The sequence below is a fragment of the Paenibacillus sp. FSL H3-0286 genome (assembly GCF_045040705.1).
GTDB lineage: Bacteria > Bacillota > Bacilli > Paenibacillales > Paenibacillaceae > Paenibacillus_AQ > Paenibacillus_AQ odorifer.
Genome location: NZ_CP150285.1, coordinates 6,126,914 through 6,151,611 on the forward strand (window position 1 = coordinate 6,126,914; position 24,698 = coordinate 6,151,611).

The following is a 24,698-nucleotide window of genomic DNA, read 5'->3' on the forward strand; positions in this document are numbered from 1 at the left end:
TTCACGTAGAGGAAGGAACATGCTGTTGTGCTAACTTACTTACTGCTCTTAGTCATCGGGCTAGCAGCTGGCATTTCCGGTTCATTGGTCGGACTTGGCGGCGGGTTCATCGTTGTGCCTGCGTTGGCTTTCCTTTTTCCTGATATGGAGCCTTCACATCTGGCTGGAACATCAATGGCGATGCTGCTTTTCAACTCCATCTCAAGTACTTATGTGTACGCAAAGCAGAAGAGAATCGATTATCAAGCAGCGCTCACCTTTGCCGCCGTTTCGATTCCGGGTTCAGTAATAGGTGCACTCTTTACCAAGCAAATGGGCGGGAGAATGTTTTTCGTAAGCTTCGGTATTTTCTTAATCCTTGTCGCTTTATTGCTCTTGTTCAAGCCGAATAAACCCATCCATTGGCCTTTCAAACCAACCGTGAAGCGAAGCTTTTCCGATAATAGCGGTGCTCATTTCGAATATGCTTATCATATGCCTACCGGCATAATCATCAGTTTTCTTGTTGGCTTTGTAGCAAGCCTATTTGGGATTGGCGGCGGGAGTCTTATGGTTCCGACAATGACCTTACTTCTCAACTTTGCCCCCCATATCGCTGTTGCAACTTCTATGCTTCAAATTTTCCTGTCAGCTATCGTAAGCACCACAACACATGCCTTTTTATTGAATGTTGAATGGTTTATGGTGTTAGCCCTAGCACCTGGCGCAATTATCGGCGGTCAAATTGGCGCACGCCTGGCAAAACGCCTTCCTGCCAAGCTGCTTTTAAAGCTATTAGCCGTTTTTCTCATCATCGTTTCGCTTCGTTTGATGATGAAAGGGTAGGTCATTATGTAAAAAGTCCTGATGGATCAAGAGTTTCTTGATCCTCAGGACTTTTTTATTGTGACTGTGGGACTGATTCCTTGATATCAGCGACATTTCAAATTGCAAGGCAGAAACGGATCCCTTCTTCTATCATAATTTAGCCCCCTATAAATAAGAGACTTGGCCAATCCTATCGAATTTTAAGTCTCTTCAGGATTTCTTTAGAATTCCCCCACCTAATTCCTCAGTTTTTTTAGTTAAGATTTCTGTATTGAAGTAAGCGAAGGAGGTGGCATATTGGCCAGTAATACCGTCTTAGAGCTAATCAATCAGTATGGATATCTGATTTTTTATCTTGCTTTCACGTTAGGCCCTTTTGGAATTCCAATCCCTAATGAAATTACAATCCTCACTGGAGCTACCCTAAGCCACATGGGGATTATCAATTCCTGGATGACTTATTTCTGCATTTTATCAGGGCTATTAACGGCCTTTACGGTTGCCTACTTTGCAGGTAAATTCTTTGGGCAAAAGCTGAAGTGCAAATTTGAAGCTAATAGACATTTTAAAAAAGCAGAGCAGATTCTAAAAAAACGTGGGCGTACAGCTATGTATATCGGCATGTTTATTCCAGTTGTACGTTACATCATTCCCATGTTGATCGGGCTCAGCGGTACAAGCTATAAACGATTTGCCCTTATTTCATATCCCAGTGCTTTAAGTTGGACCTTACTGTTCTTTTTTGTAGGAACGTACTTTGGAGATCACATCCTATCAAAATTAATAAACATCTAAATCAATTCTAAAATTATGGAGGAATTCCGAATGAGCTTCAATGAAAAACTCTTATTTTTAAGAAGTTTTATTCAGGATCCAAAACAGGTAGGCAGTGTTACCCCGAGTTCCCGGTTTCTGGCACACAGCATGGTTAACCAAGCCCCTTGGCATGAAGTTAAAGCAGTCGCTGAACTTGGATCAGGTACAGGTGCAATCACCCGTGTAATCAATACTAAGGTAACTAGTACAACGAAAGTGTTACTATTTGAGATGGATAAAACCATGAGGCATAACCTGAAGACAAGCTATCCGGACTTTTCTTGTTATCATAATGCTGCTAGTTTAGTAGAAACAATTAAAGGTTCACATATTCATCAGTTAGATTGTATTTTTAGTGGGCTGCCCTTTTTCAATTTTGAGCCCGAATTAAGAAATACATTGGTTGAACAGATCTACCAATCCCTTAAACCTGAGGGATTATTTATTGCCTTTCAGTATTCACTTCAAATGAAGAAGCAACTCTCCGAATATTTTAATATTGATACAATAAAATATGTGCCATTTAATTTCCCTCCCGCTTTCGTCTACGTCTGTCGTAAAAGGGAAACATAATAAAATAAATATAGAAGAGGGGCAGCGTCCATTGAATACAATTCTTGTTGCAGATGATGATTCTGAAATTCGAGATGTGATTCATGTTTACTTAAGAAATGAAGGTTACCAAGTGCTTGAAGCTGCAGATGGTCAAGAGGCGTTGAGTACAATACAAACAACATCCATTCAACTGGTTATCCTGGATGTCATGATGCCTCAAATGGACGGTATCACAGCCTGTCTCAAAATTAGGGAAATATCAAATATCCCAATTATTATGCTCTCAGCCAAGCAAGAGGACATTGATAAAATCACGGGTCTAACTACCGGGGCAGACGATTACATGATCAAACCGTTTAATCCACTGGAACTACTGGCCCGTGTAAAAGCTCAGTTACGGCGTCAGTCCTTAATTGGAAAGGAAGAATTCAACTCTCTGCTTATAATTAAAAACCTGATCATAGATAAAAATAAACATTTCGTAAAGTTAAATGGAATTGAAGTTTCATTAACTCCACTAGAGTTTGCGATTTTAACCCTGCTTGCAAGCCGGCCTGGGCAAGTTTATAGTTCGGAGCAAATTTACGAGAGTGTATGGAAAGAGCCTTACGGATATTCTGACAATACCGTAATGGTTCATATTCGTAACTTAAGAGAAAAATTAGAGGAAAATCCAAGAGAACCTCTGTATATTAAGACAGTCTGGGGAGTTGGTTACAAAGTTGATTAAAATCATACAAGATCTACAAATAAATAAACGCATTCAATCCAATATCTTAATCAGGATGGTGTTGAGTTTCATAATTACCATTGCGATAAATACCTCACTTAGCATCTTGTTCTTTCATTTTGGAAATGCAACAAAATTGGATTGGGTGTTCAATTTTCTTGCCTACCTTCTTACTCCGATGTTTTTCATTATTTTCGTTATTACATTTTTTACATTGACCCGGCGAATCGTCAAAGATTTAATTGCGCTGGAACAAGGACTTCAGATTATATCCGAAGGTAATTTGAGTTATCGGGTAAAAGTTGTGCGCCAAGATGAACTAGGACTGGTGGCTTTGAACATCAACCGGATGGCAGAGCGCTTAGAGCAACAGATCATCAAGGAACGCGAAATAGAAAAATCCAAGATGGAGATGATCACGGGGATTTCACACGACTTACGCACCCCTCTTACAAGTATTATCGGGTATATTGAGCTTTTACGTACAGAATCGTACCAAGATAAAAAAGAATACACACGTTTTATTCAAAACACCTATAACAAGGCGCTTCATTTGAAGAAACTCCTTGATGATTTGTTTGAATATACCCGACTTAATTCGGTGGATTCCCGTTTAAATCTGGAGAGAATCGATTTTTCGCAGCTTTTGAATCAATTGTTGTTCGAATTCGAACCAATCGCTCAAGAAAACAATGTGCATCTTATAAAAGATATAGATAAGAGCCCAATCCTCACCTTAATCGACAGTGAGAAAATAGCCAGAGCCATAGATAATCTACTTATGAACGCCTTAAAATATTCCATCAGCCCGGGAAGCATTAGCATACGAATTACAACTGATTCTGAACACTGTACCATTGAGATTGAAAATAAAGGAACTCCCCTCTCACAGGATCAAGAAAACCGTCTATTTGACCGATTTTATAAGGTTGACCACTCAAGAAAAAGCCAGGGAATTCAAACCGGGGCAGGACTTGGTCTTTCGATAGCTAGGAATATTGCTGAGTTGCACAAGGGTACTTTAACGCTTAAACACACTCATGACGTCTTCACATTCCAACTGAGATTGCCTTTCGGAGAGGATTGCTAATTGATTATGTCTGAATACTTACTTTTCTTACAAGGCTTCCTCAAAGATCCAAAGCGGGTAGGAAATATTCTACCCAGTTCGCAATTATTAGCCAATAAAATAGTCCAGTCTGTACAATGGCATAATGTAAATGCCGTTGCAGAGCTTGGAGCTGGTACAGGTGCTATTACACATCTCATGACATCACAATTAACGAATTCTACAAAAGTGCTTTTGTTTGAGCGGAATAAAAAAATGAGAGAACACTTAAAAGCAATTTATCCGGAATGCATTTTCCATTCCAACGCCAGCTACTTACTCAAGAAATTGAATCAGGAAGGCATCCGTGAGTTAGATTGCATAATTTGCGGATTACCATTTTTTAATTTTTCAATTGAAATGCGTGACAAAATCCTACATCAGATTGTTAAGTCACTTAAACCAGGCGGAATTTTAGTTGCATATCAGCACTCGCTGCACATGAAAAAAAGATGGGCTAAACAACTACTTATTGAGAAAATTGAATTTGTGCCTTACACTTTCCCTCCAACATTCGTATATATTTGTCGTAAAAAAGAATGACACATGAATATTCGGAAAACAGTAATTTCTAAAGAATGTATAATTATTGAGAATGGAAATGGCCAGGCTTATGTGCAGCCAATACTGTTGCAGGATTATAAAAAAGTCCTGATGATCAAGATTATCTTGATCATCAGGACTGGATTTAGTGTGAGAAAACTACGTTACAAACGGTGACAAGATGACTTACAACTCACACCACGTTACAAACGGTGACAATTTATCCCCGCTGTCTCATGCCCTCAAACAGCAAAATCGTCGCCGCCATTGCGGCGTTCAGCGATTCCGCGCGGCCTGCCATCGGGATGATGATACTCTTGTCCACGAGTCGCGCCGTTTCCGGCGAGATGCCTTTTCCTTCGCTGCCAATCAGCAGCCACTGGCTGCCGTGGAAATTGTGCTCATAGCACGATTCTTCGCCCTGCAGCGAAGTGCTCACCAGCAGCGCCCCATTTTCCCGGGCCTGTGGCAAAATCTCACTTAAATCTCCCTCCACCACCGGAAGATGGAACATCGAGCCCATCGTGGAACGGATGGTCTTCGGATTATAGAGGTCGGCACAGCCTTGTCCGAGGATCACTCCGTCTGCTCCCGCTGCATCCGCACTGCGGATGATGGTGCCGACATTGCCCGGATCCTGCACGCCGTCCAGCACAACCACAAGGCTATCCTTCTTCGCTAGGATAGCTTCTACTGCCTGCTGTTCCTTCCGCACGATGGCGAACACCGGCTGCGGCGTATTGGTGCTGCTGCATTTTGAGATGATCGCCGCCGAAACGCCAATCACTTCCATTCCCTGAACAGCCTGAAGCAGCCCCTTAAGTTCAGCAGGCATTCCTTTGTCGAGGTCATAAGCAAGGCATTCCACATCTGCTTCAGCCAGCAGTGCTTCTTGAACCAGATGAACGCCCTCTACGATATATTTACGAGCCTTGTCACGATGCTTTTTCTCCTGTAACCCGGCCCACTCTTTAACCCGCGTATTTTGCGGAGACATGATTTCCATAAAGTCTTCCTTTCTTCTGCCTTGCCATTTATTCTTTGTTCCTACTGATACGCCATCTCCAGCTTCGTCAAATTATCCTTATGCCCAACAATAACAAGGATATCGCCATCGATCAGGCGATCCTCTGCACGGGGAGAGATGTTCATTTCTTCACCTTGGCGGATGGCCATTACGTTGCAGCCAAATCTTGCGCGGATGTCGAGCTCCTGTAGATTTTTTCCGAGCATCGGTCCGGATACCTTCATATCCAGAATACTGTAGTCCGGCGACAGCTCAATATAATCCAATATATTAGGCGAAGCAAGATGATGCGCAACCCGCATTCCCATATCCCGTTCAGGATAAATCACCTTGTCCGCACCAATTTTGCTTAATACTTTGCCGTGCAGTTCACCTTTGGCTTTTGCCAGAATTGCAGGCACACCCAGGTCTTTTAGGATAAGTGTTGTCAGGATGCTAGCTTGTATGTCCTCGCCAATGGCTACAACCACCACATCAAAATTGCGAATACCAAGGGCACGCAGCGCCTCCTCATCCGTGGAATCTGCAGATACGGCATGAGTTACAATACTTGAAATTTCCTGTGTTCGCTGCTCGTCAGCATCAATCGCAAGTACATCAAACCCCATGCCGCTGAGCGCCTTAGCAACACTAGATCCGAAACGCCCCATACCGATGACGGCATATTGTTTTTTGGCCATGTCTATGTACCTCCCGTAGCATTCTATATCTCAAACAGTATAGCATAAGCCAAGAAGAAACGTCATTGCCGTCCTTATGGATGACAACCGTTTCTCGTAGGAATATAAGGATGATATATATGTGTCAAACTTATACTATCTTATATTTGGACAAAAACTTGAATTTCCAGCACCTTTGCAGGGCACATTATAACGAGGTCAATATCACTATATTTTCAAAAAAGGAGGTACATTATGCCCGTTACCATTGACTTGCGCCAGGCGATTATTCATAAAGTGCACGGTCAATCTGAAGAGGATTTACGTCATATGATTGAAGGCTCTGTGGACGGTCCGGAGGCAGCACTCCCGGGACTTGGCGCCGTGTTCGAAATGATCTGGAAGGATTTAGATCCCGCTAAGCAAGATAGGTTGGTTACCATGCTACATGATCACCTGGAGACTATTACCCCTGGGGATATCACATCGTAAACTGACCGCAACTAGTCAAAAACCTCCGCTCACCATGGTGTAACTTCACCTATGGAGGCGGAGGTTTTATTATTACATTCAGAAAGTTATAGCGTCCTAATTATAGTAATGCTTTTGGAGCCATTTCCAGGAATTTAGCTGTCGGGTTCTTATCCATCGCTGTCCGCATAGCATATTCGTTCTCGAACAACACGACAAAATTGCCCTTCTTATCCGTCACCAACGTTGAGTTGATTCTGAATTTGCTCGCATCCGGCTTAGTTTCATCTACGATCCAACGTGCAAACTGGTACGGCATTCTCTGCAACTGAACATCCACACCATATTCACCCTTCATGCGGTACTCAAACACTTCAAACTGCAGTTGTCCAACTACGCCAAGCAAAATATCGTCAAAGTTGACCGTGCGGAACACCTGGATCATGCCCTCTTCAGTCAGCTGATCGACACCCTTCTGGAACTGCTTCGATTTCAATGCATTTTTAATACTCACTTTAGCAAAAATCTCTGGTGAGAACGTTGGCAGCTCATCGAATTCCATATCTCCTGCTTGGCTCAAGGTATCACCAATTCTAAAAATACCTGGATCAAACAGACCGATGATATCTCCCGGATAAGCTTCCTCTACGATATCGCGGTCCTGCGCCAAAAATTGCTGTGGTTGCGCCAGCTTGATATCTTTACCGGCACGTACATGCTTCACGCTCATACCCCGTTCGAATTTCCCGGACACAATACGCAGGAAAGCAATCCGGTCACGGTGAGCCGGGTTCATGTTCGCTTGAATTTTGAACACATAACCAGTGAATTTCTCATTCGTTGGTTCTACTACCCCTATAGTACTGCGGCGTGGTTCAGGCTTCGGTGCCAGATCCAAGAAATTATCGAGGAAAGTCTGTACGCCAAAATTGTTGATCGCACTGCCAAAGAACACAGGTGTGAGTTCACCACTTAATACTTTTTCATAGTCAAAAGCATCGCCTGCTACATCCAGCAGCTCCAGATCCTGACACAGTTGATCATGCAGATACTCTCCAGCCATTTCACGAATGATTGGATCACGGTATCCGTCAACCTTTTGAACCTTGATTACGGAGTGATCGTCACCTTGGAACAGCTCTACCTGATTTTTCATCCGGTCATACACGCCGCATAGCTCACGTCCGCTACCGATCGGCCAGTTCATTGGCACAGAACGAATACCAAGAACCTGCTCCAGCTCTTCCATCAGATCAAACGGGCTACGTCCTTCACGGTCCAGCTTGTTAATAAAGGTAAAGATCGGAATGCCCCGTTTAGCACATACCTGAAACAGTTTGGTGGTTTGGGCTTCCACACCTTTTGCCACATCAATAAGCATGACCGCACTATCCGCTGCAGTTAGGGTACGGTAGGTGTCCTCACTGAAGTCTTGGTGACCCGGTGTATCCAAAATGTTCACGCGATGATTCAAATAATCAAACTGCATCACGGAAGACGTTACAGAAATCCCCCGCTGCTTCTCAATTTCCATCCAGTCACTCGTCGCATGTTTATTCGCTTTACGGGCCTTAACCGTTCCCGCCAGACGGATCGCGCCACCGAATAACAGCAGTTTCTCCGTTAAAGTTGTTTTACCCGCATCCGGGTGGGAAATGATCGCAAAGGTTCTGCGTCTATCCACTTCCTTTTGCAGCTTCTGATCTATTGCTTTGTTCATTACACATATCCCTTCATATATAAAATTCCTGCTTCTGCTTCAATTACACTGGGGTTCATCAAATCGGTGCTCTGCTCATTGTTCATACCCCTTCATTTCTGAATGAATAGCTCTTAGGTCTAGCTCCAGTCCGCTTCAAGTGAAAGCATCCTCTAAAGTATATCAAAATCCGGCAGACATTATCTACTAAAAAGCGCGTGCCGCAAAATATCTCCCAAATGGTCTGGATTATGATCCCCACATATCATCGCTCAAGAAAATAGATGTATTTCCTACACTTACTTGAAGTATTAGCATTTTCATTAGCCTTTAGTTGCATTTGATGCAATTAAAAATAAGTTGTGCACGCTTTTCCGCCTTATCCGGTGATTATAGTTGCAGAAAATACATCTAAAAGACTAATCACAACGAGATAAGCGATTTTAATTGTACAAAGTGCAGTTATTAGAACAATGCCCAGATCCCCCAAACACCGTCTGAAGTCCGATCTTTTAGATCTTAGCATTACAAAAAATCTCCCTGCATCCTCTGCAGGGAGATAGCATTAACTCAAGGTTTAGTTATTCTTCAGCCAAACCACATTATCTTCATCTTGGCCGTTTACAGGCCACCAATGGAAACCTTCTTTAGCAAGCAGTTCATCTGCTTCCACTGGACCCCAAGAGCCAGCAGGATAAGAAGATAAGTCGCTAGACTCTTCGCTCCATGCTTTCGCAATACGATCCACGAATGACCATGCCGAGGATACCTCATCCCAACGAGTGAAATAAGTGGAATCGCCGCGTGCGGCATCATGTAGCAAGCGCTCATATGCTTCAGGAGAATTGATTCCAACCAGGCAGCTCTGACAGAAGTCCATTGCCAGCGGTTGAATCTCAGACTCTGAACCCGGTTTCTTGGCATTAATCTTTACATAAATGCCTTCCATTGGGTTCACACGGATTACAAGGAGGTTAGGCTCAAGTTTATGCTTTTGTCCCAAATAAACGTTGGTTGGCATACCTTTGAACTCAACTACCACTTCCGTCGTCTTCACTGGGAGACGTTTACCTGTACGGATGTAGAAAGGAACTCCAGCCCAGCGGAAGTTATCTACAAATACACGGGCAGCAAAATACGTCTCTGTATTCGACTCAGGGTCAACCTTATCTTCCTGACGGTAAGCAGGAAGGGTTTTGCCTTGGTGTAAGCCTTGAATATATTGTGCTCTTACGACATTCTCACGCACCTCATCAGATGTCGCATAAGGACGAAGGGAACGAAGTACCTTCACTTTCTCATCACGAATATCTTCTGCGAGCAGACGGCTTGGTGGTTCCATAGCAATCATAGTCAGCAGTTGCAGTATATGATTCTGGCCCATGTCCCGTAAGGCTCCCGCATGGTCATAGTAACCACCGCGTTCTTCTACACCTACGGTTTCGCCAAGTGTAATTTGAATATTGGCAATATGTTTATTATTCCAGAGCGGTTCGAAAAAAGCATTAGCAAAACGAATCACTTCGATATTCTGTACCATTTCTTTACCAAGATAGTGGTCAATCCGGTAAATTTCCTCTTCTTTGAAGACCTGACGAATCTGTTCGTTCAGCTGTTCAGCCGACTCTAGATTATAACCAAAAGGCTTCTCAATTACGAGGCGATTCCAACCCGTACTATCCAGCATCCCGCCAGCTTTAAGATTGAAGGAGACACTGCCGAACAATTCAGGCGCCAGCGCAAGATAGAACATCCGATTGCCCGGAATACTGAATTTCTCTTCAAGAACTTCAGTTTGTGCTCTTAACTCGCGGAAACCATCAATATTGTTAATGTCCAGAGATTTGTATTCGAAATGCTGAACAAACTCATTCCATTCGCTTTCTTCTCCCGCTTTGTAACGGCAGAATTCAAGGATGGATTCCTTCACATCACTTCTAAATTCTTCCTGAGTACGCGGGCGCCGCGCCACGCCAATTACCGCAAAATCTTGTGCCAGCTTACCTTCACGGTACAAGCTGTAAATCGCCGGGAAAAGCTTACGCCGGGCTAAGTCTCCGGTTGCCCCAAAGATAAAAAAGACAGCACCGGGTGTGTGCAGTGCATCAAGGGTTTGATTTTCAGCCATGGCTCCTCATCTTTCTGTATGTAATATAGTTTATTGACATGCTCAGCGTCGGTACTAACATAAGGTGAATAACGACGTTATGTCATTTTAGCATATTCCTAAAAAGGATGCTATCACATTCCTGACAAATACTCTCGGGATTTCGCAAATTTCAATTAATATTTCTTATTATTAACTATATCTGCGCTTATATAAGAGAAAAATGTCAATATTCGATGGTTATTAAAGGAAAGCCTATAGTTACGCGGTTTGTCCCCTTCTGATCTTCATGATGCACTGCGATTTGGGCAGAAACTGACTGATTTCCACTCATCACAGAACGATTCAAATTAGGAATCGAATACGTACGGCTAACCGTTGAGATATCCTTGTAGCTTTCTCCTCCGGTCACAGCTTCAAACCGGTCATGCATCAATGACTCCGTCTGTGTTAGAACTTTTTCAGGTGCTCCCTGTTCTTGCGCGCTTCCTTGAAGGGATACATTCCATTCCACCTTAATTTTATTCTGTTCAAGAATCATACTTACTTCACGAGCAGCCGCTTGAAAGCTGGCTTCATTTTGCAGATCAGCCGCTTCTAACGTTACAATCACATAACTGTTGCCTTCGCTAAGCTCACTCCAAAATAAGGAGAGCCGCGATTCATATGGTTTTACAGCTACTGTATGATACGTCATATGTCCATCTTCCTCAGTACCTGACGGTACATTCAATCCGAGACTTGTGCTTAGCTTAGCAACTTCGGCAGACAGATCCGCGTAATTGCTGCTTTCTCCCTGCCACTTTAACACTAAACGCAGCGGTGATTCAGAAACGGTTGTTTCTTTTCCGAGATCAATTAAACTCACAAGAGCATGATTCAGTTCGGCTCCTGTTGAAGCTTGGTTAACGCCCTCATCAAGAACGGTTGAATTCGCTTTAACACTTTGCAGATTAACTAGCAGAGCCGCAGCGCAGCACACGATTATCATTATAAAAAAAGTCCTTTTTTTTGTTCCGTTGTTCAGCTTCATCTTCCGCATATGTCATTCTCCCTTCGAACCTCTCTAGCAATCTACTAGACAGTATGTTCGAATTAGGAGATTCTATACCTGAAATATCCCCACCAAGTGAGGGTTTATACTTCGATGCGTACTCAAGTACTTTGCGGGAGCCCCAAAACACACTTTCTTGTACAATAAAAAGGACTGAAGCAGAGGCTTCAGTCCTTTATTGTTATTCAGCTAGTCCATTTTTATATGCATAAATTGCTGCTTGGGTCCGGTCTTCCACGCCCAGCTTCGCGAGAATATTCGTCACATGAAATTTCACAGTTTTGATTCCAATAATTAGTTGATCGGCAATATCCTGATTGGATTTACCTTGCGCCAACAGACGTAATACTTCCATCTCGCGCTCCGTAAGCTCTTTATAAGCAGGTGATTCTCCTTTTGCATTGTTTCTAAAACGGTTCATCATTTTAGAGGCCACCTGTGACTCAAGCACGGACTGTCCTCTTGCCGCAGCGCGGATCGCATCCGCCACTTCACTAGCCCGCGAAGTCTTCAGCAGGTAACTAAAAGCGCCCGCTTCAATAACAGGATACATCTTTTCATCGTCCAAATAGCTTGTAAGAACAATAACTTTGATCTCTGGGTACTGCTTCATCAGCTGTTTAGTCGTTTCTATGCCATCCATACCATCCATTACGAGATCCATTAAGACCACATCGGGATTGTACTCCTGAGCCAGCCGAATGCCTTCTTCTCCACTTCCAGCTTCACCTACGACCTCAATTCCATCCTCGGTACCTAAAACAGCTGCTAGTCCGATCCGTACCATTTCATGATCATCTACGAGTAGTACTTTAATTGCTTCCTCCATCTCCATGGTTACTCTTTCCTCCTATTATTCATTGACTAACGGAACGGTAATCTCAATACGCATCCCTTTACCCGGAGCGGTAATGAACTGAATGGAGCCTCCGATTTCATTAATCCGCTCCTGCATGTTCGACAAACCATAGGAAGCTTGTTTGGTGTCGTCCATCTCAAAGCCGATCCCATCATCACGCAACGTCAAGCGAACTGTATCTCCCCGTCTATGCAGCCGGATTTCCATTTTTTCTGCCTTCGCATGACGAAGTGTATTAGAAATCGCCTCTTGGACGATACGGAACAAGTGATTCTCTACCCCTTTTAACAGCTGCACATCAGGGTCCATTTCAAATACAATTTCGATTGGAACCTTGATCTTAAGCTCCTTGATCAATTCCTGTAGACCTTGTTCGAGGCCCTTTCCTTCCAAATAAACAGGTCTCAAATGCAGCAGCAATGCCCTCATCTCCGATTGGGCTACGGCAGACATTTCTTCTATAAGCGCAATTTGCCGCTGGGCTTTATCGAAATCCTTCTCCAAGGTCCGGCCTACCGCCGTGGCAGTCATGGAGATTGCAAATAGCTGCTGGGAAACAGCGTCGTGCAGTTCACGCGCAAGCCGCTGCCGTTCCTCCATAATAGCAGATACCCGCGCCTGCTCCGCAAGCTTCGCGTTATTCGTGGACAACCGCTGCAGCGTCGTCACTTGATTCTCCCATTTGCCGCTAATCCGGCCAAGCTGTTCTCCAAGCCTTCCCAGCTCATCATCACCTAGATCCGGCATGGACAGCGTCAAATTTCCCTTTTCCCATAATACGAGGGTCTGCCTAAGACGTTCCAACTGCCGCTTCACACGAAAGCTCTGATAAAAGCCATAACCAATCCCAAAGCCCATAGGCAGAAGAATTAGAGTGACGGCTGTCCGCACGCCAAATTTCCAGCTTTCAAAAGGCTTCAAATAGCCATATGTATACATGACATACATTATCACAAGCAGCATGACCAAAGAGAACAGAGCCCCCTCACCCATGCTGCGTGATATCATGTTTTTGTTCTTTTTTTCCATGCGGGGGACTCTCCCTTCTCTATCAAGCTTTTCAAGATAATCGTACATCTAGATCTCCCATTAAATAAGAAACACTAAATTTCACTTTGTATTCACTGCTGTCATAATTAGCTGATTTCCAATTCAGACGGTTCAACATCCCTGTATCTCGCTGGTTGCCGAATTCAATGGACCCAAAGAGCACAAAAGCTTCAATTTCCACGCCGTAATCATCGGACAGGTTAATGTCCATATCGCCAAAAATCCCTTGAAACAGCATGACCGTTTCCTTATGATCCGCCATAGCTAATGAAAGATCCACATCGGCCTCACCCAGTACATGCCAAGAGCTAAGGCTGTGCATCACCCAAGGTGAGCGGTCCCAGTCAAATCTGGATGAAAAGTTCTGTTTCTGCATAAACCCTTCCTTACGCTGTACTCTTTTGGATTTGGTAAAAAACATCCCAAGTGAGATTAAACAAATCCCCAGCACGAGCACCAAATGGTCCAGCAAAAGCAATACAGCACCTATCCCGAGCAGTTTATAGCCCTGCTTTACTTTGCCTGATGTCGTACGGTAGACTCCCAGCAGCAGGAACAGAAGCGCGACAATGGAGAAAAAGCCGAGCCATCTACCAAAAATCATCATGCAGCCAACAGCAATCAGTCCGATGGCAATCAAACGGTTTCGTTTATCCATTTCGCACCTCCTAAAAGTTTTGCGAAGCAAAACTCATTTTATACTATCGGTTAGATATCCGTCACTATGATGAGGAATATTATCACCGTTAAATATTATAGCTAGCCGCTATAAAAGCCATATCGGTATGGAGATCCATACCGTATGGCTTCTTCTTGTCCAGCATATCATATCCGTCCAAGTTTTAGGAACAGGATTTATTGTTCTTTTTTGTTTAGAGAAGGAGCCGCGGGTGTATCATTCAGCTTGTTTTTCAGTAGTGCCAATTGCTCATCCACTTTCAGTTGCTTCTCAACATCAACGGGTTTGCTATAAGCAGCGGATGGGCTGTAAGGTGCACGCATTACATCTGCTTCAGCCTCAAGCTGCATAATTTTCTCTTCCATCCGGTGGAATCCGAGTGATGCACTGCCACTTTCAATGGAATGTACGCTGCTGATTTGCGACATTTGTTTTTTAGCTTTAGCCATTTGAGCACGGGATACAAGCTCATTACGTTTGTTGCGCAGCTTGTAGAACTCATCCTTCATGTCATGCAGTTGTTGCACTAATTCCTTAGCGTGTACTTCAGCTTGTGCGTGAAGATCACTGTATTCCACTTGCTTTTGGTCAAAGTAGATTTTTTCTTCCAACAGCTTGCGAGTTACTTCTTCTTGGCCATTTTTCAGTGCCAGTTCAGCTTGTGATCCACGTTGTGCAGACATTTTTGCTGCTTCTTCCACACGTTGCTTCATACGGCGTTCGTTAGCCATTTGTTTAGCAACTGTTACTTCTGCTTCGTGAATTTCAGCCTCCATATCGCGCAGATATTGGTTAAGCATTACGATTGGGTCCTCTACCTTATCCAACAAGTCATTTACCGACGCTTTTGTCATATCTTTAATTCTTTGAAATACTCCCATGATTTACAATTCCCCTTTCTCATATTTAGACAGTTTTTGTTTGAGTTCTTCTACTTCTTTTTGCAAAGCCTTCTTCTCAATATCCTTCATCATCGCATCCAAACCGGAGTCCGGTGCGGAATAAGCGTTGTTCTTCTCAAAATTAGGATTGTAATTTGGCTGGCGTCCATAAGGTCCATATCCGCCAGTAGCTTGTGGTCCGTGTCCATGTTCCGGTCTGCCTGAGTAGGGTCCGCCGTATGGGCCACCCGGTGCCCCAGGCCCTGGTCCAAATGGATTATAATGCGTCGGTTCCTTAGGAATGACCATTGCTGCAATGAAGTATACCGGAATCACCGCACCACCTGTAAACGGAATGCTGACCAGTAATAGAATCCGGAATAACGTGGAATCAATACCGAGTGTCTCAGATAATCCACCTGCAAGACCCGTCATCACTTTATCTCTTGTTGAACGATACAATCGACTCATAGCGCTACTCCTTTCCACCATTGTTCAGTTTCTCCTTTAGGCGAGCCATTTCTCTTTCGAGTACGGTCGCTACGGTCTCACCCGCTTGCACCGCATATTCCTGTCCCATGCGCCGCAAATCACGCAAGCTCTTTGCTTCTAATTCCCAATCCGACATCTGATCTTCCAGACGACCGAACATTTTGGGAACATCACCACCGTTGCCATAAGCACTGGCTCTTTGATTCATCCGTTGCTGCAATCGCAGCGACTCCATTCGTGCCGAATAATACTGACGTTTGCTGTACACCGTTTGATACTCTATTTTCAGCTCATTCAGCTGTGCTTCAAGTTCAAACAAGGATTGCTTGCTCTGTTCTAGCAGCCCGCTATATTGCTCCAGTTTTTCCTCGTGAATGATCTTTTCTTGTAAAGCCAGCTTCGCGAGATGATCCTCGCCTGCTTTAAGTGCCAACAACGCCTGCTCTTCACGTTTGTTTCTCATGGCAGTTGCTTGGTTCACTTGCTGCTGCAATTGCTTCGTGTGGGAAGCATATTGCTGGTACAGCCTTTCAGCTTCACTGATTTCCTCACGGGTTGAATGTAGAAATTGATCAATTAGTTTCACGGGATCTTGGCTTTGCTCCAGACGTTCGTTTAGATTAGCTACAGTAATATCCCTCATGCGACGAAAAACACTCATGATCTCCTGCTCCCTCCCTGCTTCTTGTTTAAGTACATTGCTTCTTAATAAGTACCCTTGTTACTTCTGCCCTTTAATGCTGATACGCCCCAGACGATCAACGCCACTCCTAGAAGTGGTCCAATGATCCAGGAAAGCTTCGCGATCAGGGACATCACACCAATGAACATCAGCACCCAACCGATAATCTTGCGTCCGCTCTTAATCCCGTAGTACCCGAGAACAACCAGCAATACCGGGAATAGTAATCTGAACATTCCGTGGATCAGAGGAAGCGCAATGCCGAGCAGCATAACCGCACCAATCACAATCAGTACAACCGCTAATCCGTTTCCTTGTCTTCTTTGCATTTTTTCTCACCGCCTTTCGTTGTCCTTAACCTTATAGCCTTATTCTAGGGTAAATCGCAGACTTTCAAAACAGACCAACGACGGTTTTTCGTACTGGACCTTAGTCGAGGTAGCTGTACGACTACAGACCACTGTTGGGCTAGTTGTAGCTCATAACCAACCTTTGCACATATAAATGGGAATGCACCCATCAAAAATTAAAAGGACACCACCCTATATAGGTGATGCCCTTTTGAACTTTCCTTTAGGGTTAACTATGCGGCTCTTTATCAAAAAACCTCGCTCCGTAATCTTTCAATAATAGTCTTCTTAGATATGCTGTGGTAACACAAAACGGGTACTACAATAGAGACCAGCATAAAGGGGATTATACTAAGTAAAATAGGGGTTAATGTAAAAGTCCAAGTAAAATAATCAAGTTCTGCTCCCATTGCGGGTACTAGGGTAGTATTTGCCAAGCTTCCTAGCACAATCGAAAACATCAGCCCTAGGAAGGCATACCCGCCCCCCTCAAAGATAAGCATTTCTTTTACCTGCTTATCCGTCATGGCTATTGATTGCAGCATGGCAATTTCTCGTTTTCTGGTTAAAATAGAAGTTTGCATGGAATTTATGAAATTCAGAATCCCAATAACACCTAGCAGAATACAAAATGCACCTCCTACCACCTCATACATAAAGATTAAACTACGAAAGGTTTCTCTAGAAGTATTCTTCGAATAGAAATCCAATCCGGTATCCGTATGTAAGCAATAGTCCTCCAGCCATTTTTCTGTCTGAGTTAAATGTTCATCATCTACGTTAAAGATTGTATACATTGGCAGCATAGAATCTGCATGGGCAAGCAGTTCATCCGAAGGCAACAAATACTCTAATCCTATATCATAATATGCCACTGAGTGAATAGCTCCCGGAAAATCAACAATGGCTAGCACTTCATATTCCTTTTCCTTTCCGTTTCCAAAACTCACTTTAACTTTATCTCCCGGATGATAAATGCTGCTTGTACCATCTAGGAATTTCTTACAGTTAGTAACATAGATTCCCTCTCCGTTCTCCCAGCGTTTTTGATCCAAAGCTCCTTCCTTTACTTGAATCATCTGTGCCGGCCACTCACTGAAACCAAATGTATTCACTATTGATCTCCGTTTCACCATTTCCTGAGAACTCAGAAATTCCTCTTGGTCCTTTTCATTCATCAAGCCGACTTCTCTTTTCAGCGCAGACATTACCTGATCACTTAAATTTTGTGTTAAAGGGAGTACATAAACATTACCGCTATTTTCAAGCCCGTCCAATGACTCTACTTGTTTTATGAACTCATTGCTTACACCGGAAGTATCAAATGGAGGCGAATTATTTATGATAGAAGTATCAGCAACCGTAAAGTCCGAAACAGACTGAAACTCAATGAACTTATTAAAATCAAAAGAATGCACAAGACCATAAGTACTATTAAGAATAACCAAACTAAGTGTAAAAGAAAGCGTGACGATGATCACTTTTCGGGGGTTCCTCTTTAAATTAGCCATTGCTAGACGAACGGATGTTATTGGTTGAGCTTTTTTCTTTTTTCTTCTTAGTTCTCCCGCCTGTTTTCCTTCAACATAACTTAGAGCTTCTATTGGAGAAACCCTTGATGCAACCTTTGCTGGCCCTAAGCAACTTAATAACACTGTGCAGAGGCTGAATATAGCGGCAATAGCAAAAATAAGCGGGTGTACACTTGTTACGACGCGCATATCTTCACCAAAAATATCGATAATAGCCGGAACAAGAAAACGACCGATCGTCCAACCTATCACTAGTCCAAAAGGAATACCGATACAAGCAAGATATATTGCCTTATAACGAACCATTCTTTTGATTTGTTTTGAGGTTGTCCCAATGACTTTTAATAAACCATAAGATTTAATTTCTTGTGCAATTGAAATATAGAATATATTGTAGATTAACAAATATCCAGCTAAGAAAATCACTGTGATTACAAGGAAACCTAGAAGTATATTTTGAGGTTCAGATCCTAGAATATCATAAGAAGCGTTAACAGTTATTTGACCATCAAAATCACTTCTGCTGGCAAGTTGTTCAGATTTCGTTTCAATATCCCACGTATTCGAAAACCAAAATTGACTGTTGATATAGCCTGAGTACACATTGGGACGGTTGTTCCATGGTTCAGTTGCCACAGGAGCTATTAAATCTGCATATTCACGAGAAAGCCAAATATTTTGACGCCAAGAGAGCGGATTTCCATCCCAAATTCCACAAACGGTAAAGGTATCTGTTATTGTTTTTTTATCTGTTTTGAAGGTTAATGAAATGGATTGACCTAATGTATGGGGAAGACCCAGCGCATCCAATACCAAGGTGCTTACACTTATGTCCTTCTTTTGCTGTGGCATGTTTCCAAGCTGTGGTAAGCTATACGCCCATTTTGCATACTTTTCCTCACCATACCTCACTTCTGTAGGTAACTTAGAAAAGGCAGCCCCCTGTGCATCACCGATAAGAACCGAATAGGAGATGTCCTTAATCATTGAATCTGAAGAGACTCTTTTATACTCAGGCATAGACATTTGATGAAATCCACCATGAGCATTGCTCCCCGCGATTCTCATCTTGTTGTCTTTCATTGACTCTAACAAACTCCCTGCAATAGTAAATACACTGGTGAACATAATCGCAGCCAAGGCTATTGCCAGAATAGCAAAATAATTTTTGCTAGATTTAAGAGAGCGCTTTGCCAATTTTTTCATAGTTTTTCCACTATTGTGTTTCAAAGTTCCCACCTCCCTTGCATTATTATTCCGCTTGTCTTAGCTGTTCAATAACACTTGAACGGGAAATAGATTTGTACAACAAACCAGGAATTATAGAACAGATCAACAAGACAACCCCCGAATATATGATTAAAGAGGTAACCGGATATCTAAACACTCCATAGCCTATATATTCATGCAATATATTAAAGACCAGATAACTAATGCCACTACCCACTATTAATGTAAGAACAAAAGCAATTAGAGCAAACCAGATTCCTTCAAAGGTGATCAGCCATTTAATCTGCTTCTTCGTCGCGCCAATAGATGCTAGAACAGCAAACTCCTGTTTTCTGGATACAATGCTTACTAATATAGTGTTAATAAAATTCAAAACACCGATGCTGCTTAAAATGATAATGATAACAATAGAAAGATTGGAAAAAGACTGCTTTAAGTCAGCAAACGCTTTTGCCTGTTCAATTTTTGAGGTGCGTGAAATGCTGCTGTCTCCGCTTGTAAGGAGTTTGACCTCATTCAACACATCCTGTTCTTTTCCTTTTTGCGCATTAATCTTAATAGAGTAAATCACATCATCAGAATGATATTTGTTGATAACATTATTTGACACAATTAGCCATGGAGCAGCACCACTATTCATAGCATCACGTTCAAACGTCATTTGACCGCCAATTTTCACCTTATAGCTCTTGTTGTTGTCAATTACCGTAAAGGGTATCTGTACACCTATTGGAATGCCATTCCCATTAATATCAGTTACCAATGCTATCTTCCCTTTGGAAAAGTCGCTTAAATTAATCGGGTTCTTAGCAGTACGGTTATACTCCTCCAGTTTTTTATCATCAATGCCGATCAATAAACCCCAAAAGTTAGTTTTAGGATCTTCCTCATAATGTTTTTTATCTCTGAGTTCCTCATTCACACCTGCACGAAATTCATTGTAATTTCGCAGCCACTCACCATGAGTACTATCTGAATAATGCTGGAAAATAGATACTACCGTCGTTCGTTCGAGTTCACGGATCCCGTTTACTGCGGAAATTTGCGACAACAACTCAGGAGTAAAGTGCTGCTCCTCTGTTGGATTAAAACTGGCTCTGGTCATTTGGTTATACATAGCAATGTCGTATTTAACCTCTGCATTGATGTATTCCTCCGCACTGAAGGATTTTAGAAATGTGGAAAGCACCACAAGTGCAGTGCTGCCTAAGAAGAGCGTTAACACAACAAAAAGCAATCTTTTTTTACTACGGAGTATATTTTTTAACGACATATACGGTATTTTCGCGCCATGTCTACCTCTTGAATTTTGTTTTCCGGATTGTGTATCAGTATGTTTCGACGCTTCAATCGGAGAAATTCTCCCTGCCTTCTTTGCAGGTGCTCTATAGCTTAAAAATAGAGTTAACGCTGAGAAAAATAGGGCCAAGAGCAACACCCATAAGTTGACTTGCCTATCTATGGATGAGAAACCCTCATACGAAGATAAGGCAAGCGGCACTACGTAAAATGAAAGCCCCCATCCCAACAGCATCCCCACAGGCAGGGCAAAAAAGGCTACTTTAGCAACACTGTAATAGACAATTTGCTTGATTTGCGCACTAGTCATTCCCAGCATTTTCAGCAGCCCATAAAATCGTACGTCTCGAGTAATAGAGATATACGCAACGTTGAAAATAATAAGGTATCCATCAAACATAAAAAATAAAACCATTATTACTGCAACCAGTGAATCCTTGACATTCATATTCAATTTACCGTCATATGAAGGAATCAACTGCTGATTTCCATCCAAATCAATGGAGGCTCGAATCTGCTCGATTTTATCGTGATAATGTCTGGTATCTTTAAATAATAACCCTACAAGATTCGGCACTTCCTGCGGATGTTCTCTTAAAAATGTTTCTGAAAAAAAGACAATTCGATTGTTTTCAGAATTGATATTTGCCGTGTCCTCATAGAATCCAGACAGAGTAAAGGGAAGGCTCTGAACCTCTGCGTCGCCGTTTTTTGAAATATCACTGATAGCAACAGACAATGAAACCTCCATTCCAGTCTGCGGCTTTGAGTATCCCAACCTATTCAACAGCCATGTTGACATCATGATTTCATTGCCTTTAGCAGGATAGGTACCCTGCATATTATCTACAAGTGATCCGCTATATTCCTCCCAATTTGTAGAACTGATCATCTGTATATCAATCCCAGCCTGTCCCTTATTATTGACAAGTGATCCCATTTTGGTTTGAATATTCATTTCAGGCTTTAAAATATCAAATTTACTTAATAAATCTAATTGATTCTGTGTTGGACGACTCAAAATAACATTAGCACTTGTCCCGGTTTCTTTCATTTCTTGATGTTTAGATAATTTCAAGTAACTGTAAAATGTGCTGCAAGCTGCTGTAATCAGAATGGTCGTAAGAATGATGGCGCATGCCAATATAATATTTCTGGTTTTGTTTGCCTTATAGTATCTCCGAAATAATTTTCGGATGACGGATGAAGAATGATTTCTATACATTTTTTCCCTCTCTAATCCACGATTTTCCCATCCTCCATACGGAGAATCCGATCAGCACGCAAGGAAATTTCGTTGTTATGTGTAATCATAATGATTGTTTGATTTAGTTGGTGACTAGTCATTTCCAGCAGCTTGATTACCTCTTCACTTGTTTGACTATCCAAATTTCCAGTGGGCTCATCGGCAAGGATAATAGCGGGCTTCATCGCTAAAGCCCTTGCAATTGCTACACGCTGTTGTTGGCCCCCAGACAAATTGTTGGGTAAATTATTCAGCTTCTCCTTCAGTCCTAACATCCTTACAATGATGTTCACATACTCCTTATCCACCTTGTTTCCATCAAGTTCAATCGGCAGAACGATATTCTCGTAGACATTAAGTATCGGCATTAGATTATAATTTTGAAAAATGAACCCGATATTTTTACGTCTAAAAATCGTAAGCTGATCACTGTTCATCTTTGACAGTTCTTTCCCATTCACTTCTACGGTGCCAGAGGTAGGATTATCAAGGCCCCCGAGCATATGCAGTAGCGTAGACTTACCGCTGCCGGAAGTCCCAACGATAGCCACAAATTCACCTTGCTCCACACTCATTGTTATGCCATCCAACGCTTTGACAGGGTTTGGTTCACTACCGTAATACTTTCTCAAGTCGTTAGCTTTTAATATACTCATGCACAACCCCTCTATTTCTTTAGAATATCTGATTCTTCATGTGTCATACCGTCGTGAAATTTCTTGCAATACCAATAACTAGAATAAATAGTGTGTGCTTCGACATTTTTTCCAAGATCCACTTTATTCCATTAATTTACTATTTTATATAAAAAAATTCGTTTACAATGTTTTTTTTGAGGACTATACTAACTATTTGTTCTAGAAAATTACATTTAATATACAATAAAACATTTTTAAAGATTATAAAGAAAAGTCCACTTTCAACTGTCTACTAAATAAAAATCTCGCTTTCGAATAAATCCCGAGAATGTATAATGATCAAATAAGAAACAAAGGAGAATTACTATGAACATACTGATCGTTGAGGACGACCGTAGTTTAAATAAAGGGATCGCTCTCACTCTTTCTCAAAACAATGTCATGATCCATCAAGCCTACGATATTGCCGCGGCGGAGCATATTTTCGCAGTTAACCCTATTGATCTCATCATTCTGGACATCAATCTGCCAGACGGAAGTGGGCTGGACTATTGCGAGCAACTTCGCAAGACCTCACGCGTACCCATTATTTTCCTAACCGCCAATGATATGGAGTCCGACATTATCACCGGTTTTGCATTGGGGGGCGATGACTATATCACTAAACCATTCAGCCTAATGGTGCTTCGCGCCAGAGTAATGGCAGTGCTCAGAAGAACGGAATCGCTAGGGACTGGAAAAATAACATTGGGTCCGTTAGAACTCGATTTTGAGAAACTGGAGTACAGCAAAAATAAACAATCGCTCCAGCTGAGCAAAACTGAGCAAAAACTGTTGCGGCTGCTGGTGACGAATACGGGCAATATTTTGACCCGAGAACAGCTGATAGACAAGATCTGGAGCAAGGATGCCGAATTTGTGGATGAAAACGCATTGACAGTAGCCATCAAACGGCTGCGTGCTAAACTTGAGGATGACCCGGCAGCACCCAAATATATCAAGACCATTTACGGACTTGGATACATGTGGACTGAAGGGCAAAAACCATGAAAACCAATAGCCCACCTGCTAATTTCAAGCAAATTCATAGGCTCTTTTTACTGATCATCCTTATACTAGTGGCCTGTTTTATCGGCAGTATAATGTTTCTGTACGGGTTCGACCCCACTCTGCTCCAACTGACTTCTCTATTTATCATCTGTATATTAGCGACAGGAGCCGTATGGGTCTGGTTATGGAACCGCCAGATCGCAATCTATATACAGACCTTGGATACTGCGATTGAACGGGCTATACATGACCTGCCGCCACTCACTAACTATGAAGAAACCGCTCTGTCTTCGATGGAACATAAACTAAAGCGGTATATAGGGATGGCTAAGGCGAATGAACGAAATATCCAAACAGAGAAAAACAAAATAAAAGAGCTGATCTCGGATATCTCCCATCAAACCAAGACCCCCCTCTCTAATATCATGGTATTCAGTCAGTTGCTCGAAGAGATGCCCGGACTAAATGAGAATGTCCGGCACTACATACAGCATATTAAAGCGCAGTCAGATAAGTTGGATTGGCTGATTCAGTCTCTAATCAAATTATCACGTTTGGAAACAGGAATGATCTCCCTACAGCAGATTGAGGCGAAACCGCTCATACAAACTCTGACGCAGGCTTTATCCCAGATTTATGCACAAGCGGAAAACAAACAAATTACGATCAATATTGACTGCGGGACACACATCTTAGCCTGCCACGATGTCAAATGGACAAGTGAAGCACTATTCAACCTGCTCGAGAATGCTGTGAAGTACACACCACATAACGGACAAATTTCCGTTCTTGCTGAAAGCAACGAGATGTTCACCTGTCTCCACCTTACCGATACTGGACTTGGAATCCCCAGCGAAGAAATCCCTCACATCTTTAAGCGGTTTTACCGAGGAAAGCAAGCGCGTGAATTCGAGGGGGTCGGCATCGGGTTGTTTTTGTCCAGAGAGATTATCACGGCGCAAGGCGGCCATATCAACGTCATTTCTGAAACTGGAAAAGGTACAACCTTCTCTGTTTACCTGCCCCAGCGCTGAAATAGAATGTGTCATTATGGTCAGAATTCAGACACTCTCCTGTCAGATTGATTTGCTACCCTTAAATCATGGACAAACAGATCTCATTGGAGGGGAAGAG

24 protein-coding genes are annotated in these 24,698 nt (G+C 42.6%); 9 read left to right on the forward strand and 15 right to left on the reverse strand.

The window, feature by feature from the left end; genetic code table 11:
- Positions 1-27 precede the first annotated feature (27 nt).
- The 6 genes from MHB37_RS27225 to MHB37_RS27250 all read left to right on the forward strand — a co-directional run bounded on the left by MHB37_RS27225 (position 28) and on the right by MHB37_RS27250 (position 4,559).
- Positions 28-825, forward strand: a complete 798-nt coding sequence (locus tag MHB37_RS27225) for a sulfite exporter TauE/SafE family protein (protein WP_076194090.1) — start codon at positions 28-30, stop codon at positions 823-825.
- Between the two features lie 279 nt (positions 826-1,104).
- Positions 1,105-1,602: a DedA family protein gene (locus MHB37_RS27230; RefSeq protein WP_076130315.1), complete on the forward strand. Its 498-nt coding sequence runs from the start codon at positions 1,105-1,107 to the stop codon at positions 1,600-1,602.
- Between the two features lie 30 nt (positions 1,603-1,632).
- The gene (locus tag MHB37_RS27235; RefSeq protein ID WP_076194087.1) at positions 1,633-2,196 is read left to right on the forward strand and encodes a class I SAM-dependent methyltransferase; all 564 of its coding nucleotides are present in this window, start codon (positions 1,633-1,635) and stop codon (positions 2,194-2,196) included.
- A gap of 31 nt (positions 2,197-2,227) precedes the next feature.
- Entirely contained in the window at positions 2,228-2,908 is a 681-nt protein-coding gene (locus MHB37_RS27240) for a response regulator transcription factor (protein WP_339244948.1), read from the forward strand.
- Entirely contained in the window at positions 2,901-3,998 is a 1,098-nt protein-coding gene (locus MHB37_RS27245) for a sensor histidine kinase (protein ID WP_405168715.1), read from the forward strand. The genes MHB37_RS27240 and MHB37_RS27245 overlap by 8 nt, the downstream gene beginning before the upstream one ends.
- Before the next feature lie 6 nt (positions 3,999-4,004).
- Positions 4,005-4,559, forward strand: a complete 555-nt coding sequence (locus MHB37_RS27250; RefSeq protein ID WP_081383349.1) for a class I SAM-dependent methyltransferase — start codon at positions 4,005-4,007, stop codon at positions 4,557-4,559.
- Positions 4,560-4,779: 220 nt separating this feature from the next.
- On the opposite strand, the gene MHB37_RS27255 is transcribed toward MHB37_RS27250, so the two are convergent.
- Both MHB37_RS27255 and MHB37_RS27260 read right to left on the reverse strand, forming a co-directional pair.
- Positions 4,780-5,565 carry an RNA methyltransferase gene (locus tag MHB37_RS27255; protein ID WP_076184818.1) on the reverse strand — a complete coding sequence of 262 codons (786 nt, stop codon included), beginning with the start codon at positions 5,563-5,565 and terminating at the stop codon, positions 4,780-4,782.
- A 41-nt stretch (positions 5,566-5,606) separates the two neighbouring features.
- Positions 5,607-6,266: a TrkA family potassium uptake protein gene (locus tag MHB37_RS27260; RefSeq protein WP_036685517.1), complete on the reverse strand. Its 660-nt coding sequence runs from the start codon at positions 6,264-6,266 to the stop codon at positions 5,607-5,609.
- Between the two features lie 234 nt (positions 6,267-6,500).
- Between MHB37_RS27260 and MHB37_RS27265 the strand changes: the two genes are divergently transcribed.
- Positions 6,501-6,737, forward strand: coding sequence for a small acid-soluble spore protein SspI (locus MHB37_RS27265; RefSeq protein WP_076130310.1), 237 nt, complete (start codon positions 6,501-6,503; stop codon positions 6,735-6,737).
- A 100-nt stretch (positions 6,738-6,837) separates the two neighbouring features.
- On the opposite strand, the gene MHB37_RS27270 is transcribed toward MHB37_RS27265, so the two are convergent.
- The 13 genes from MHB37_RS27270 to MHB37_RS27330 form a co-directional block, all read right to left on the reverse strand.
- The gene (locus MHB37_RS27270) at positions 6,838-8,436 is read right to left on the reverse strand and encodes a peptide chain release factor 3 (protein ID WP_076184819.1); all 1,599 of its coding nucleotides are present in this window, start codon (positions 8,434-8,436) and stop codon (positions 6,838-6,840) included.
- Between the two features lie 556 nt (positions 8,437-8,992).
- The gene (zwf, locus tag MHB37_RS27275; protein ID WP_036685526.1) at positions 8,993-10,543 is read right to left on the reverse strand and encodes a glucose-6-phosphate dehydrogenase; all 1,551 of its coding nucleotides are present in this window, start codon (positions 10,541-10,543) and stop codon (positions 8,993-8,995) included.
- A 205-nt stretch (positions 10,544-10,748) separates the two neighbouring features.
- Positions 10,749-11,564, reverse strand: a complete 816-nt coding sequence (locus MHB37_RS27280; RefSeq protein ID WP_405168716.1) for a YwmB family TATA-box binding protein — start codon at positions 11,562-11,564, stop codon at positions 10,749-10,751.
- Positions 11,565-11,757: 193 nt separating this feature from the next.
- Positions 11,758-12,411 (reverse strand): response regulator transcription factor, encoded by a 654-nt coding sequence (locus MHB37_RS27285; RefSeq protein ID WP_036685532.1) that lies wholly within the window; start codon positions 12,409-12,411, stop codon positions 11,758-11,760.
- Positions 12,412-12,429: 18 nt separating this feature from the next.
- Positions 12,430-13,464, reverse strand: coding sequence for a sensor histidine kinase (locus MHB37_RS27290; RefSeq protein ID WP_076130326.1), 1,035 nt, complete (start codon positions 13,462-13,464; stop codon positions 12,430-12,432).
- A 31-nt stretch (positions 13,465-13,495) separates the two neighbouring features.
- A complete protein-coding gene (liaF, locus tag MHB37_RS27295; protein ID WP_036685537.1) occupies positions 13,496-14,143 on the reverse strand; it encodes a cell wall-active antibiotics response protein LiaF in 648 nt (215 codons plus the stop codon).
- A gap of 197 nt (positions 14,144-14,340) precedes the next feature.
- Positions 14,341-15,045: a PspA/IM30 family protein gene (locus tag MHB37_RS27300; protein ID WP_036685540.1), complete on the reverse strand. Its 705-nt coding sequence runs from the start codon at positions 15,043-15,045 to the stop codon at positions 14,341-14,343.
- A gap of 3 nt (positions 15,046-15,048) precedes the next feature.
- On the reverse strand, positions 15,049-15,516 hold the full coding sequence (locus tag MHB37_RS27305; RefSeq protein ID WP_036685653.1) for a PspC domain-containing protein: 468 nt from the start codon (positions 15,514-15,516) through the stop codon (positions 15,049-15,051).
- 4 nt (positions 15,517-15,520) lie between these two features.
- Positions 15,521-16,198, reverse strand: a complete 678-nt coding sequence (locus MHB37_RS27310) for a PspA/IM30 family protein (RefSeq protein ID WP_036685541.1) — start codon at positions 16,196-16,198, stop codon at positions 15,521-15,523.
- Positions 16,199-16,242: 44 nt separating this feature from the next.
- Positions 16,243-16,548 (reverse strand): LiaF transmembrane domain-containing protein, encoded by a 306-nt coding sequence (locus MHB37_RS27315; RefSeq protein WP_076130307.1) that lies wholly within the window; start codon positions 16,546-16,548, stop codon positions 16,243-16,245.
- 269 nt (positions 16,549-16,817) lie between these two features.
- Entirely contained in the window at positions 16,818-19,331 is a 2,514-nt protein-coding gene (locus MHB37_RS27320; protein WP_405168717.1) for an ABC transporter permease, read from the reverse strand.
- 22 nt (positions 19,332-19,353) lie between these two features.
- Positions 19,354-21,855, reverse strand: a complete 2,502-nt coding sequence (locus MHB37_RS27325) for an ABC transporter permease (protein WP_405168718.1) — start codon at positions 21,853-21,855, stop codon at positions 19,354-19,356.
- 11 nt (positions 21,856-21,866) lie between these two features.
- The gene (locus MHB37_RS27330; protein ID WP_076130305.1) at positions 21,867-22,532 is read right to left on the reverse strand and encodes an ABC transporter ATP-binding protein; all 666 of its coding nucleotides are present in this window, start codon (positions 22,530-22,532) and stop codon (positions 21,867-21,869) included.
- Between the two features lie 348 nt (positions 22,533-22,880).
- On the opposite strand from MHB37_RS27330, the gene MHB37_RS27335 reads away from it, so the two are divergent.
- Both MHB37_RS27335 and MHB37_RS27340 read left to right on the forward strand, forming a co-directional pair.
- Positions 22,881-23,564: a response regulator transcription factor gene (locus tag MHB37_RS27335; protein WP_076130304.1), complete on the forward strand. Its 684-nt coding sequence runs from the start codon at positions 22,881-22,883 to the stop codon at positions 23,562-23,564.
- Positions 23,561-24,598 carry a sensor histidine kinase KdpD gene (locus MHB37_RS27340; protein ID WP_076130303.1) on the forward strand — a complete coding sequence of 346 codons (1,038 nt, stop codon included), beginning with the start codon at positions 23,561-23,563 and terminating at the stop codon, positions 24,596-24,598. Before MHB37_RS27335 ends, MHB37_RS27340 begins: the two co-directional genes overlap by 4 nt.
- Positions 24,599-24,698: the final 100 nt, after the last annotated feature.